This is a genomic window from Caballeronia sp. GAFFF2 (assembly GCF_023631485.1).
In the GTDB taxonomy this organism is placed as follows: domain Bacteria; phylum Pseudomonadota; class Gammaproteobacteria; order Burkholderiales; family Burkholderiaceae; genus Caballeronia.
Genome location: NZ_JALQDA010000013.1, coordinates 13646 through 27331 on the forward strand (window position 1 = coordinate 13646; position 13686 = coordinate 27331).

Genomic DNA, 13686 nt, shown 5'->3' on the forward strand with positions numbered 1-13686 from the left:
GTCGCTCCGGGAAAATCGTTCAATACACGTGGCCGGGATGCTCGTACTCGCGCTTCATGAGACGCGCCGCGCGGCTTCAACCAGCCAGGTTGAAAATGGAATTCGGCCCCTTGGGCACCACACGCGCGGCTTCGACGCCCGCCGGTTCGGCGCGGCGGTCGCGCAACACCGACGACGAGCCTTCGCGAGCGCGCTGCTGATCGACCAGATCTTTCAGCGAGACGGAATCGAGATACTCGACCATCTTCTGATTGAGCGTCGCCCACAGTTCGTGCGTCATGCAGTGGCCGTCGTGCTGCTTGGTGCCTTCGCACGTGCCCTTGCCACCGCATTGCGTGGCGTCGATCGGTTCATCGACCGCGATGATGATGTCGGCCACCGTGACGTTCTCGGCGCGGCGCGCGAGGTTGTACCCGCCGCCCGGCCCGCGTACGGACTCGACGATCTCGTGGCGACGCAGCTTGCCGAACAACTGTTCGAGATAGGAAAGCGAGATGCGCTGGCGCTGGCTGATGCCTGCCAACGTCACCGGGCCCTGCTCCTGGCGCAATGCCAGGTCGATCATCGCCGTGACGGCGAAACGGCCTTTCGTGGTGAGTCTCATAATTGGGGGCTACCGCTAATACTCGATGATTTCTGTCAAGTATAAATATCCCACAGTTTTAGTCAAGTATCCGGGACCAGATAAGTAGCTGTTTAATTCTATTTCTTGCCGCGCGCAAGGCCGCCGCGTCGTGCCCAATTCAACTGACGAGTTGCGTCCGCAGGGCCGCAAGCAGCCCCTCACAAGCGTCTTCGCACTGATCGAGCACGCGCTCGAAACCGTCGTCACCGCCGAAATAGGGGTCGATGACCACGCGGCTGTCGTCACGCGTCGCGAACTCCATCAACAGGCGAATCTTGTCGCGATGCTCCGGCGGACAGACCGCCGTAAGCGCCGCGACGTTCTTGTCGTCCATCACGATCAACAGGTCGAAGCGAGCGAAGTCTTCGGCCGTGATCTGCCTCCCGCGCAACGGTGAGAGGTCGTAGCCGCGCTTCTTTGCGGCACGTTGAGCGCGCTCGTCGGGCGGATGTCCGATATGCCAGTCGCCCGTTCCCGCCGAGTCGATAATGATCCGTTCCGAAAGCTTCGCCTCCTCGACGAGATCGCGCATCACCGCTTCGGCGCTAGGCGACCGGCAGATGTTGCCGAGACAGACGAAGCAGACGGCGATGGAATTCATCTCAAGCTTGGAGGGACGGTTATCGGCTGCCACCATCGGCAACGCGTGTTCGATAGGCCCGAATTATACAAAGGGTCACAAAAACGCGCGCGCACGAGTCACTCAAGCAAATCCGCCGAGCACGATCAGCTCCCGTCGCGATGAATGTCATGCGTGATGAAGCCGGAGTCGCCGTTCGGCATCTTCAGCCAGTCGCGATGCGCGAGCGTGCGGCGAATGTCGTCGAGCCCGCTACTCCAATGCTCGCGCATGGTCGAAAGGCCGAATTGATAGTCCTTGTAATGCCCTTCGTATTCCTTGTGGCGGTAAATCAGGTGGATCACGTTGTAGCGCTTCGAGCACGCGAGTTCGGCCGCGCGCCGGCACCATTCGTCGTTGTTGCGCAGTTCCTCGGGCACGAGATCCAGCACGTGCTGCAATACGTTGCGATACCGCTGTGAGCGCTGCATCTGATCCGTCACGAGACGCGTGCGGCTGGAATATTGAACGTCCTTCACGCGACCCATGACGTCGACGATGCTGTCCGGCACCGGCCCGCGCGCGCTCCAGAGATCGACCTGAAATGCGAGTGTGTCGCGACGCGGCGTGGCCTGCGCAATCTCGTAGAGCGGCGTGTTGGACATGAGGCCGCCGTCCCAGTAGAACTGGCCGTCGACCTCGACTGCCGCAAAGCCCGGCGGCAGAGCGCCCGACGCGATGAAATGCTCGGCGCGCAGCTTGATCTTCGTATTATCGAAGTAAGCGAAGTTACCGGTTGCCACGTTGACCGCACCGACCGACACGCGCTTTTCGCCCGAGTTGATGCGATCGAAGTTGCACAGGCCTTCCAGCGTGGCCCGAAGCGGCGTCGTGTCGTAATAACTTGCGGTCTGCGGCGAGCCGGCCGCGAGCGGCGAAGGGGGCGGAAAGCGCGGCACGAAAAAGCCCTTTTGCCCTTCCACGATCGCGCCGAACGCCTGCCACGCGGTGAACGCCTTGCGAATCTCGTCGGGCGATTCGAACAGCGCATGCTCGATGAACGCCGGCAATGCAAATCCAAATGCCGGCTGACAAATGGTTTCCCAGAACTGGAGCAGACGCGGCACGCGATCCTTAGGCGCATTGCCCGCGATGATCGCCGTATTCAGCGCGCCGATGGAGATGCCGGCGATCCAGTTCGGCTCGATGCCCGCTTCGTAGAGCCCCTGATAGACGCCCGCCTGATACGCGCCGAGCGCACCGCCGCCCTGCAGCATGAGCGCGATGGTCTCGTAAGGCGGCAAGTCGATGCGCTTGTCGCCTTCGTTCTGAGTCTCCGGTTGCAGCGCTTCGCTGTCGTCGATTTCCGCCATGCCGATGCCTCCGCTTTCTCGCGTGCGTGTCTTTCGCTTATTGCATGAACCAGCCGTGGCTCACCACGAACGATTGCCCCGTGAGCGCCGCTGTCTCGAACTCGGACAGGAACCGCACCATCTGCGCGACGTCTTCCACCGTGGTGAACACACCGTCGACCGTGCCGCCCAGCATCACGCGTTTCACGACTTCTTCCTCGCTGATGCCGAGTTCCTTCGCTTGTTCGGGAATCTGCTTGTCGACGAGCGGCGTGCGCACGAAGCCCGGACACACCACGTGCGAGCGCACGTTATGCTTTGCGCCTTCCTTTGCCAGGACGCGCGCAAGCCCGAGCAAACCATGCTTGGCGGTCACATAAGCGGACTTGAGCGGCGACGCTTCATGCGAATGCACCGAGCCCATGTAGATGACGACGCCGCCGCGATCGTCCTTGTACATGTGCTTCAACGCGGCTTTGGTCGTGAGGAAGGCGCCATCGACGTGAATGGCCATCATCTTCTTCCAGTCCGAGTAGGCGTAATTTTCGATGGGATTGACGATCTGAATGCCCGCGTTCGACACGAGGATATCCACCGATCCCAATTCCGCCGCGACCCGGTCGATACCCTGATTGACCGCGTTCTCGTCCGTCACGTCCATCGCGATGCCGATAGCCTTGCCACCCTTTTCGCGAATCTCGGCGGCGACGGTATCCGCGCCTGACTGATTCAAGTCCGCGATAGCGACTGCCGCGCCCGCTTGTGCAAGCGTGATTGCGATTGCGCGGCCAATGCCGCTCGCCGCGCCCGTGACGACCGCGGTTTTACCATCGAGCTTGCCGTTCTGTGACATGCGAACCTCCTCTCTGACAGTTGAATGACAACATGCGACGCCATTGGCCGCAATCTGGCCGTTCGGCATAGGACGAGTCACGCCGCGCATGAGAACACCTAGACCGTTCGGCCGACTAGTCATGGACGACCGGAAGCGGCTATTGTGCATGAACGGCGTGTCGCACTGCAGCGAATACGAAGCGACGCTCGGCTACAATGAGTGCCCTTCGCGCATGCCGGACGTGCCGCGCCGTTTGCCCTGAACTCGTTTCCTGTTGCCCTCCGCGGGCCTTTCGCCATGCTCAGTTACCGCCACGCCTTCCATGCGGGAAATCACGCCGACGTGCTGAAGCACGCACTCGTCGTCCGGATGCTTCGCCATCTCGCCCAGAAAGACAAATCGTATTGGTATATCGACACGCATGCGGGCGCCGGCGTCTACTCGCTGACGGAGGGCTTCGCCGCGAAGAATGCCGAGTATGAAAACGGCATCGCGCGGCTGTGGGAACGCACGGATTTGCCGCCGCTCATCGCCGATTATGTCGATGAAGTCACGGCCCTGAACGCCGATGGTGAATTGCGCTTCTATCCTGGCTCGCCGTATCTCGCGTGGCGGCTCATGCGCGAACAGGACCGCATGCGTTTGTACGAGTTGCACAGCACGGAAATCGACGTGCTGCGTCATAACTTCCGCGATGCAGGCCGCCGCGCGATGATCTACGAAGGCGATGGCTTCGACGGCATCAAGGCCATTCTGCCGCCGCCGCCGCGCCGCGCGCTCGTGCTGATCGACCCGTCATACGAAGACAAGCGCGACTACGCGCGCACGCTCGCTTGTCTTGAGGAATCGCTCAAGCGGTTCGCGACGGGCACTTACGCGGTGTGGTATCCGATCGTCGCGCGACCGGAGTCGCAACGCTTCGCGGAGCAATTGAAGGCCATTCAACCCAATGGCTGGCTGCATGCGGCATTGACCGTGAGGCAGCCGCCCGAAGACGGCTTCGGGCTCTACGGCAGCGGCATGTTTATTTTGAATCCGCCCTATACGCTCGCCGCCGAACTCAAGCAAGTGCTGCCATATCTCGTCGATACGCTCGGCGAAGACAAGAACGCATCGTTCAAGCTGGAGCACCGCGCGGCCTGAACTTGCTCGACTCAGGGATAAGGCGTGCGGGAATTGCCGTGCCGCCTGCCGTTGGATTGCGCAGGCGCAGTCGCTTGCCCCGACGAATAGTCGATGTACGGAGAAACGACGATAGGCGGCTGTTCCTGCTGCGGCGGTCCGGGCAGCGTGGCCATGGGCACCATGCCGGGCCCGCCTAGCGGCCCCGTCTGAAGCACGGTCCCCGGCACGCCGCTGTGGATGCCCGTTTGCGTGTCCAGCACCAGCGGCTCGCCGCCCGGCGTGCCGAACGCCAGTGGCGCAATGACGCAAAGGCATGCGCCGAGTGCCGCGCGAACGCGTCGTGCCGTATTGCTTTGCGTGCTTCGGAAAGCCTTCGTCGCGTCGTGGATATGGCTGCGCATCGCTCGCTCTTTTATGTAGACGAAACCGCTTTACCTTACCCCGGTGGCAAGCTTTAGGCTAGGTGTTTTGCCTCACAACCGGCCCTTCTCAGGAGATACGATGCAATCGACCAGAACGCTGCTTGCCCTTCTCATCTCGCTTTGCAGCGCCACCGCCATGGCGCAGACGGCCGCGCCCGCTCACGACTCCATGCACGGCATGCATATGTCCGAAGCCACGCCGAACGCGGCGGGATCGTCATCGACAGCGGATTTTCAGGCCGCCGACAAGTCGATGATGTCGGGCATGTCCGACATACAGTACAGCGGCGACGCCGACCGCGATTTCGTCGCGCACATGATCCCGCATCACGAAGGCGCGGTGGAAATGGCGAAAGTCGAGCTGAAGTACGGCAAGGACGCGAAGCTGCGCAAGCTGGCGAAGGACATCGTTGCGGCACAGGAAAAGGAAATCCGCTTCATGAAGCAGTGGCTCGCGGCGCATCCGCAAACGAAGTAAGCGGAACAAGCAGCGCGCCAAAAACGACAAAGCCCCGCGTTGCGGGGCTTTTTGCATGGCCGTGGCGCCTTGTGCGGCGCTACTGCGCCTTAAGCGTTGTAGCCGTTCGATTCGAGCGAGCGGATGCGCATTTCGAGCTGAACGATATCCGCGGATTGCGCCAGATACTCTTCACGGCGACGTTGTTCGGCGGTTTCAAACCAGATGCTGAGTTTTTCGAGCAGGACTGCAAACATGATGTTTCTCCAAGGATTTCAACGATCCCTGGCATTTCGGGTCAGGGATTACCCGCATAAGTGATAACCCGGATTATAGCGCTTGAATCTCAAAAAGTGTAGCTATATGCATGAACACTGTGCATTTCGTCACGCAGTGGTGCGTCTTTTTTGTCCTACTCAACCGACTGATTTCAAGCAGTTTTTTTTACAGCGTCTGTGAGCGAAAGCACACTGTTGGTGCATGACTCCGCAAGCTGATCCAAAATGGGGCAATCAGGACGCTCGTCGCCATGACAGTGGTTCGCAAGATGAACGAGCGTATCGCGCATGCTCGTCAGTTCATCGATCCGGCGGTCCAGTTCGGCGACGTGCTCCGTTGCAATCGCCTTCACTTCGGCGCTTGCACGCGAGCGGTCTTGCCATAGCGCCAGTAATTTGCGTATGTCTTCCACCAGGAAACCAAGCCGGCGCGCCTGCCGGACGAACCGCAATGCATGAACCTCCTGCGCTCCATACGCGCGATAACCCGACGACGTTCGTCCCACCGGATTGAGCAAGCCGACGCTCTCGTAGTAGCGGATCATCTTCGCCGTCACGCCCGAGGCCTTAGCCGCTTCACCTATGTTCATTTCTCGCTCCGCATAAAATCTTGAAATCGACTCTACACCTTCCCATCATGGCAAGGTATACGATGTTGTCATCGATCCAATTTTCAAGCGAGGAAACCGGAATGACCGAGTTCGAAGTTCAGGGCATGAGTTGCCAGCATTGCGTCGCCGCCGTGACGCGCTCGATTCATGAAATCGATCCGCAAGCGCAAGTGCGCGTCGATCTCGAACATGGCCGCGTGACAGTCGAGTCATCGCAGACGAATGAGGCGTTGATCGACGCAATCGACGACGCCGGCTACACCGTCAAAGGCGCCGCGTCCGCATGAGCGCCAGCGAACGCTTTACCGTTGCGCTCATCGGCGCGTCGGGTTTGCTGGGGCGGGCGGTCGGCGCCGAGCTGAAAAACGCGGTCGAGGCGCATGACTGGCGCGTCGTGCGCACGACGCATCGGCATGGCGATGCGGGCAGCGTGTCGCTCGATATTCGCGATCACGACGCCGTGCGCGCCTTTCTGCGGAGCGAGAAGCCGAATGCCGTCGTGGTCGCCGCGGCCGAGCGCCGTCCGGATGTGTGCGAGAACGATCCCGCTCTCGCCCGCGCGCTCAACGTCGATGCCTTGCAGACAATCGCGACCGAAGCCCGCGCGCTCGGCGCCTGGGTATTGTCGATCTCGACCGACTACGTGTTCGACGGCACCTCGCCGCCCTACTTTCCCGACGACGCGCCCGCGCCGCTCAACGCCTACGGCCATAGCAAGCTGGATGGCGAGCGCGCGCTACTCGCGTGCGATCCGGCTTCATGCGTGCTGCGGCTGCCGTTGCTCTACGGTCCGGTTGTCGACTGGAGTGAATCGGCGGTGACGAGCCTCACGCCCGCCATCGTCCGATCGGCCGATGCCGCGAACGCGCCCGCACCAATGGATGCCTGGGCGACCCGCTATCCGACCTACACGCCCGATGTCGCCGTGGTAATCCGCGGCATGCTCGAACAGCACGCGCAAGGCGAGACGATTTCGGGCATCGCGCAATGGTCCGGCGACGAGCCGATGACCAAGTTCGATATCGCCGAGCGCATCGCGCGAGTACTGCAACTCGACGCGAAGCTCGTCGCTCAAACCACGCCCACGGACGCGACACCGCGCCCGCGCGACTGTCATCTCGATTCGGGGCGGCTCGAAGCGCTCGGCATTGGACGGCGCACGCCTTTCGATACCGCGATCGCGCATCTGCTCGCTCGATATCCCGAGCACGCTCAGTGAAAGTCGCGGCTCGGCGCGGCGAGCCGGCCAAGCAGCGCGCTATGGTCTTCGAGCCGCTGCGCCACCAGATGCCGCACATCGCCTTCTTTTTGCCAGACGCCTTGCACGCCGAGCAGCGACGCGCCCAGCAACACCTTGCGCTGTTTCTCGACGAGCCCCGGCCAGACGATCACGTTGATCGAGCCGGTTTCGTCTTCGAGCGACAGGAAGATCGTGCCGTTCGCCGTGCCCGGCCGCTGCCGCACCGTGACGATGCCGCACGCCCGCACGAAGCGGCCGTTGCGAGTCTCGCCGAGTTCAGCGGCGCTTTTGAAACGCTGGCGCGCGAGCCGCTCGCGCAGCAAGGCGAGCGGATGACGATTGAGCGTGAGCCCGAGACTCGCGTAGTCGTCGACGATCTCGCGGCCTTCCGATGCTTCCGGCAACGCGAGCGGCGCTTCGGTCATCGGCGCATCGCGCAGCAATTCCGGCGCGCGCTGCTGCGCGGTCACCGCCCACCAAGCCTGACGCCGATGTCCCGCGATGCTTTGCAGCGCATTGCCCGCCGCGAGCGCTTCGAGTTCGCGACGCGACAGGGCCGCGCGACGCGTGAGATCGTCGACATCGACGAATGGTGCTTGAGCGCGCGCCGCCATGATCCGCTCGGCCGCCGCTTGTGAAAAACCCTTGATCAGTTGCAGCCCGATGCGCACGCCCGGACCGCCCGCGCCGTACGCCTGGGCACCGAGCCTGACGCGCTTTTTGAGCTTGCGCGCGCCGCGTCGCATGGTCTTGCGAAAAACCTGATCCGGGCAAGGTGTGCCGTAGAACTGCTGACGCCGCCGCTGCTTTTCGGCATCCTGCAAGACGCGCACGCCATCGCCAGGCGGCATTTCCAGCACCGATTCCCAGTCGCTCAGCGACACATCCGGAGCGAACACCTGCACGCCATGACGCCGCGCGTCCTGCACGAGTTGCGATGGCGAATAAAAGCCGAGCGGCTGGCTATTCAGCAAGCCGGCCAGAAACGCCGCCGGTTCGTAGCGCTTGATCCACGCGCTGACATAGACGAGCAGCGCGAAACTCGCCGAATGACTCTCGGGAAAACCGTATTCGCCGAAACCCTCGATCTGCTTGCACACGCGCGCCGCGAACTCTTCCTCGTAGCCGCGCGCGAGCATCTTCGTCATCAGATCGGCCTGATACTTTTCCAGATGACCGCCGCGTCGCCATGCGGCCATCGCGCGGCGTAGCTGATCGGCCTGTTCCGCGCTATAGCCTGCGGCGACCATCGCGAGCTTCATCACCTGTTCCTGGAAAATCGGCACGCCGAGTGTACGCTCGAGCACGGGCCGCAGTTCTTCCTTCGGATACTCCGCTTCCTCGAGCCCTTGCTTGCGGCGCAGATATGGATGCACCATGCCGCCCTGAATTGGACCGGGCCGCACGATCGCCACTTCGATCACGAGGTCGTAGTACTTGTTGGGCCGAAGACGCGGCAGCATGCTCTGCTGCGCGCGCGATTCGATCTGGAACACGCCGACCGTGTCCGCGCGGCAGCACATCTCGTAGACGGCCTTGTCCTCGCGACGCACATGCGTCATGCCGAAATCCGGCACGCCACGCCGCAGCGCGATGAATTCGAGCGCGCGCCGGATCGCGGAGAGCATGCCGAGCGCGAGCACATCGACCTTCAGCAGCTTGAGCTGATCGATGTCGTCCTTGTCCCACTGAATCACGCAGCGATCCTTCATTGCGGCGTTTTCAATCGGCACGAGGCGCGACAAGCGTTCGCGCGCGATCACGAAACCGCCGACGTGCTGGGACAAGTGACGCGGAAAGCCGCGCAACTCGCGCGTAAGCCGGATCAGATGCTTCGTCACGTGCGAGTCTTCGTTGAAACCCGCTTCCTTCAGATAACCGGCCACCGCGGACGGACCATCCCACCACTGCTGCGACTTGCCGATACGTTCGATGAGCGACGCATCCAGTCCCAGCGCCTTGCCGACATCCTTGAGCGCACTCCTCGTGTGATACGTGGTGAGCGACGCCGCGAGCGACGCGCGATGCCGCCCGTACTTCTGATAGATGTACTGGATGACTTCCTCGCGCCGCTGATGTTCGAAATCGACATCGATATCCGGCGGTTCGTTACGCGCGCGCGAAATGAAGCGCTCGACCAGCATGCTCATCTCGACCGGATTGATCTCCGTGATGTAAAGGCAATAACAGATGATCGAATTGGCCGCCGAGCCGCGCCCCTGACACAGGATCTTCCGGCTGCGCGCGAACGCGACGATGTCGTAGACCGTCAGAAAATACTTCTCGTACTTCAGGTCCGCGACGAGTTCCAACTCCTTTTCGATCTGCCCGATGGTCTCCACGCTCAATCCGTTCGGCCAGCGTTTGAGCGCGCCCGCGATCACGTTTTTGCGCAGATAACTGCCTGGCGTTTCGCCGGGCGGCACGAGTTCCTCGGGATATTCGTAGCGCAATTCATCGAGCTCGAAGGTGCAGCGCTTCGCGACCTTCAAGGTCTCGGCAATCGCTTCTTTCGGATACAACGCGCCGATGCGCAAGCGTGTACGCAGATGCCGCTCCGCGTTCGCTTCGAGCGCGTAACCGCATTCGGCCAGCGGACGATTGAGGCGGATTGCCGTCAACGTGTCCTGCAAGGGCTTGCGCGAACGCGCGTGCATCAGCGCGCCGCTTGCCGCAACGAGAGGCAAACCGCTCGCCTTCGAAATCACGCGGCACGAAGCGAGACGTTCATCGTCGCTGCCGTCCTGCCACAACTCCAGCGCAAGCCACGCGCGGCCAGCGGCGAAACTTCCGAGCCAATGAGCGCGATCGAGCGTATCGGCAAGCGTGGCCGAGCGTTGCGGAACCAGAATCAAGAGACAGTGCGGCAGATGCTTCAGATGCGCGATATCGCCGCGTAAATCGGTGGCATCGAACGAGTCGGACGGAGTGGCGGCGGGATTCGTGAAATCTTCCTGACCGATCCGATACGTTCCCTTCGGCGAACGCGAGCGCGCAAGCGAAATCAGCTCCGACAAATTGCCGTATCCCTCGCGATTGGTCGCCAGCGCAATGAGCGTGCAAAACGGCTCGCCGTTGGCATCGGTGAGATGCAATTCACTGCCGATTATCAGCTTCAACGTTGCCTGCTTGGGCGATGGCTCGCCGGCCTTTCGCGCCGCGTCGGCTGCGGCTTGCGCCCGCGTCTCGATCTCCTTGATCGCGCCGTACGCGCGCACGACGCCTGCAAGCGAACATTCGTCCGTGATTGCTAGCGCGGTATAGCCGTGTTCGAGCGCGGCGGCCGCCAGTTCCTGCGGATGCGAAGCGCCGCGCAGGAACGAGAAGTTGCTCAGGCAATGCAGTTCCGCGTAGCCGGGCAAGAACGCCGACGCGGACATCGCGCCGGAGAACTTGCCTTTGCCGTCGCCACCGCCCAGGCCGATGAGGTCGCTCAAATCTTCCATGGCGGCGTCATCCGAAAAAACCGTGGAGAAACCAGTCGCCCGTCAGACGCTCGCGATACACCCAGAACATGCGGCCGCGATCGTCGGAGGCGACGTAGTAATCGCGTTGAACGCCGTTGCCGTCCCACCAGCCCGCTTCGATACGCTCGGTCCGGCTGATGAGCTTCAACGCGCGACGATAGAACGGCCGCTCGTTGCGCAACATCAGCTTTTGCGGCGTTTCGAGAATCCACGATGGCCGCGGCTGCGAAGGCACGGCTTGGTCGGGAAGCTCGAACGATTCCGCGCTTTCTTCTTCCGTGTCGTCTGGCGTCGGCGCTTCGACGCCCTCTTTCGCGCGCGACTTTTTTCCGCGCTTGGGCTTGGCCTTACGTTCAGGCTGATACGTTTCGACCGTCACCGCCGCTTCCGGCCGATGATCCTCCCGCTCGCTCAATTGCACGACATTTTCCGCGCCGAGTCGCGCGCTCAGACGCTCCAGCAACTGCGCCATCGAGTCGGCATCGGAACCCGGCATGGGGAAAAGCGTATCGGCGGGCGGCTCGTGCTCGCTGACCTTGTCGGCCAAAAGCTTCATCTCGATCACCGGCGCGATCAAGGTTGCCTGATTCAGCTTTTCGCGCAGCAGCCAGAGAATGTGCTCGGCATCGCGCGTCGGCACAGCCCATGCAATCTTGAGCGTCGATGTCTTGGGTGCGTTGCGCGCCGCCAATTCATGTTCGAGCAAAAGCGAAAACTCGCTGACCGCCGAGTGATGCGCGTTCAGCCAACCGGCGAGTTGCAACACGAGCCGGCGTGCCGCAAACAACAGCGCATCGGCGTTTTCGACGCGCGCCTGCAACTCGAGTTTCGCCTCGAACGATGCCGGCGCGCAAAACGCTTCGCGTGGATCGGGCGCCTGCCCGTAAGCTTGCGCGAGCCATTGCAGAATGCCCTGCCCGAAACGCCGCGCCACGCCTTTGCGCGGCAAGCGACGCAAGTCGGCGAGCGTCACGCAACCAATCTGCTCGAACGCATTGCCATGCGATGCCGCCGACGGCACGAGAGACACCGGCAAGGCATCGAGCGCGCGCACGAGTGTTGCCTCTTTCACAATACGAACGCGTTTCGCCACTCGTCGCGTGCGCGCGTGCGCAAGGAGCCACGCGCCCCACGCGGTCGGCGCACAGCCCATCCGGGACGTGAAGCCACAATCTTTCACCGTGGAGCGCACCTTTGCAAAGAGGCTGCGCAAGCCGCCGAAAAGCCGCATGCTCGCGCCGACTTCCAGCAACACGGTATTCGCATGTGCAAGCACGACCTTCGGCGTGAACGCGAGCAAGGACAACGCCACTGCTTCGAGCGCGCGCTGCTCTTCGCTGATATCGACGGCAAGCAAAGTGAGCCGCGGCGCGAGCGCGAACGCATGCGAGCGCGTGCTGCCCGGGCGCACGCCGAGGCGGAACGCGACGAGATCGGGCAGCAGAATGCGCGCGTGATCCGCGAGCGCAAAACATGGCTGACCGGAATCGTCCGCGTTCGCAAACGAATTGCCGACGAGCGCTTCATCGGGCATCGAGCCCGTTCCAGGCGAGGTCGAATTCGTCGAGATCGACGGCATCGATGGCGGCCTGACTGCTTCGAGCGATAAAAGCGGCAATGTCACCGCTATCCACAACATGATTGACCTCTCGTGCTCTCCTGGCTTGATCCGCGCGACGAATGTGCTCAGGCAATGCCGGCATTTGCAGCGGCAAACGCAACTGCAGCGGTTTTTCCAGCAACGGACCACGCCGCTTGATGATGTCGATTTCGAGCATGACCACCTGCATCCATTCGCGACGATTCATTGTCTGCGCGTGCGCAGGCAGCACCGGTTTGCAGACGATGCGCAATGGTGCCGCGGAGGATTGCTTCGCGGCATCGAGCGGGCGGAACAGAAACACCAGCGACTGCGATTCCTGAGCGGCCACTTGCAAACGACGCAGCGCATCGGGCCGCGCCTTGGGCAGCCAGATCAAGACCGCGCCGCTGCCATCCTGTTTGAGCGATTGCTCGGCCGCCCATAGCACCTGATCCTCGGGCGCTTTGACCCAGACCAGCTTGCCCGGCGCGATGTTCATCGACCGGAACGCTGCTGGATTGGGCATCCAGGGAGGCGCTACGAAGATGACGGTGCGGCCTCTTTTCGTCACCAACTCACGAAGCGAACGCGCGAGCAGCCTGACCTCGCCGACCCCGCATTCTTCGATAAGCAATTCAGTGACGGCGCCAGCCATCCAGCCGGTATTTGGCAAGACCAGATCGAGCGCCCGATAGCCACTCGAAACGACACCCGCGTCCGACACGCCGACCTGCTCGCCTTGCCAAAGCTGCTGCTGCAGGCGCGATGTCAGCCCGATATCGAGCAGTGAAAGTGCTGCACCCATGAGTCTTCCCCGTCCACCCGAATGCAAGAGCCTGCTCATGCCCAGAGCATTCGGCAACCCTTTTGTACTGTATATTTATACAGTATTTCGAGGCGACGAGGTAAACGGTCGATGTGAGTTTTAGACGGGCTTGAGACGGACGACTGGAGGGGATTTGAATGTTTTTTGGATGGGGATTTGGTGCTTGCGTCGTGATGTAAGCAAGACTTTTTTGCGCGCCAAAACGCCGCAGAAACGCAAAAACCCCACCTGTTTGGGGGTGGGGTTTTTGTTGCTGCATGAGGAGCCTGACGATTACCTACTTTCACACGGGAGATCCGCACTATCA

14 protein-coding genes are annotated in these 13686 nt (G+C 61.8%); 4 read left to right on the forward strand and 10 right to left on the reverse strand.

Annotated features, from left to right (window positions below; genetic code table 11):
• Positions 1-76 precede the first annotated feature (76 nt).
• From iscR to NCT04_RS08955, 4 genes are all read right to left on the reverse strand, one after another.
• The gene (iscR, locus tag NCT04_RS08940; RefSeq protein ID WP_244825427.1) at positions 77-604 is read right to left on the reverse strand and encodes a Fe-S cluster assembly transcriptional regulator IscR; all 528 of its coding nucleotides are present in this window, start codon (positions 602-604) and stop codon (positions 77-79) included.
• 139 nt (positions 605-743) lie between these two features.
• Positions 744-1226, reverse strand: a complete 483-nt coding sequence (locus NCT04_RS08945) for a low molecular weight protein-tyrosine-phosphatase (protein WP_250465085.1) — start codon at positions 1224-1226, stop codon at positions 744-746.
• 125 nt (positions 1227-1351) lie between these two features.
• Positions 1352-2557 (reverse strand): DUF3734 domain-containing protein, encoded by a 1206-nt coding sequence (locus NCT04_RS08950; RefSeq protein ID WP_250465087.1) that lies wholly within the window; start codon positions 2555-2557, stop codon positions 1352-1354.
• Between the two features lie 37 nt (positions 2558-2594).
• Positions 2595-3389: a 3-hydroxybutyrate dehydrogenase gene (locus NCT04_RS08955; RefSeq protein WP_250465089.1), complete on the reverse strand. Its 795-nt coding sequence runs from the start codon at positions 3387-3389 to the stop codon at positions 2595-2597.
• 279 nt (positions 3390-3668) lie between these two features.
• Between NCT04_RS08955 and NCT04_RS08960 the strand changes: the two genes are divergently transcribed.
• A complete protein-coding gene (locus NCT04_RS08960; protein ID WP_244825431.1) occupies positions 3669-4514 on the forward strand; it encodes a 23S rRNA (adenine(2030)-N(6))-methyltransferase RlmJ in 846 nt (281 codons plus the stop codon).
• An 11-nt stretch (positions 4515-4525) separates the two neighbouring features.
• On the opposite strand, the gene NCT04_RS08965 is transcribed toward NCT04_RS08960, so the two are convergent.
• Entirely contained in the window at positions 4526-4897 is a 372-nt protein-coding gene (locus tag NCT04_RS08965) for a hypothetical protein (RefSeq protein WP_250465091.1), read from the reverse strand.
• Positions 4898-4997: 100 nt separating this feature from the next.
• Here NCT04_RS08965 and copM point away from each other — a divergent pair, with 100 nt between their 5' ends.
• A complete protein-coding gene (copM, locus tag NCT04_RS08970; RefSeq protein WP_250465093.1) occupies positions 4998-5396 on the forward strand; it encodes a CopM family metallochaperone in 399 nt (132 codons plus the stop codon).
• Between the two features lie 89 nt (positions 5397-5485).
• Here copM and NCT04_RS08975 read toward each other — a convergent pair whose 3' ends face one another.
• Complete coding sequence (locus NCT04_RS08975) at positions 5486-5632, reverse strand: DUF3563 family protein (RefSeq protein ID WP_244825434.1); 147 nt, start codon at positions 5630-5632, stop codon at positions 5486-5488.
• Between the two features lie 173 nt (positions 5633-5805).
• Entirely contained in the window at positions 5806-6243 is a 438-nt protein-coding gene (cueR, locus tag NCT04_RS08980) for a Cu(I)-responsive transcriptional regulator (protein WP_250465095.1), read from the reverse strand.
• Between the two features lie 101 nt (positions 6244-6344).
• Here cueR and NCT04_RS08985 point away from each other — a divergent pair, with 101 nt between their 5' ends.
• Positions 6345-6551 carry a heavy-metal-associated domain-containing protein gene (locus tag NCT04_RS08985; protein ID WP_250465097.1) on the forward strand — a complete coding sequence of 69 codons (207 nt, stop codon included), beginning with the start codon at positions 6345-6347 and terminating at the stop codon, positions 6549-6551.
• Positions 6548-7483: a dTDP-4-dehydrorhamnose reductase family protein gene (locus tag NCT04_RS08990; protein ID WP_250465099.1), complete on the forward strand. Its 936-nt coding sequence runs from the start codon at positions 6548-6550 to the stop codon at positions 7481-7483. The genes NCT04_RS08985 and NCT04_RS08990 overlap by 4 nt, the downstream gene beginning before the upstream one ends.
• Here the strand turns inward: NCT04_RS08990 and NCT04_RS08995 are convergent.
• From NCT04_RS08995 to imuA, 3 genes are read right to left on the reverse strand one after another with little or no spacing between them, the layout of a single operon-like run.
• Positions 7477-10950: an error-prone DNA polymerase gene (locus NCT04_RS08995; RefSeq protein WP_250465101.1), complete on the reverse strand. Its 3474-nt coding sequence runs from the start codon at positions 10948-10950 to the stop codon at positions 7477-7479. The two genes, NCT04_RS08990 and NCT04_RS08995, sit on opposite strands and share 7 nt — an antisense overlap.
• A gap of 7 nt (positions 10951-10957) precedes the next feature.
• A complete protein-coding gene (locus NCT04_RS09000; protein ID WP_250465103.1) occupies positions 10958-12610 on the reverse strand; it encodes a Y-family DNA polymerase in 1653 nt (550 codons plus the stop codon).
• The gene (imuA, locus tag NCT04_RS09005) at positions 12495-13358 is read right to left on the reverse strand and encodes a translesion DNA synthesis-associated protein ImuA (RefSeq protein ID WP_244825443.1); all 864 of its coding nucleotides are present in this window, start codon (positions 13356-13358) and stop codon (positions 12495-12497) included. Before imuA ends, NCT04_RS09000 begins: the two co-directional genes overlap by 116 nt.
• Positions 13359-13686: the final 328 nt, after the last annotated feature.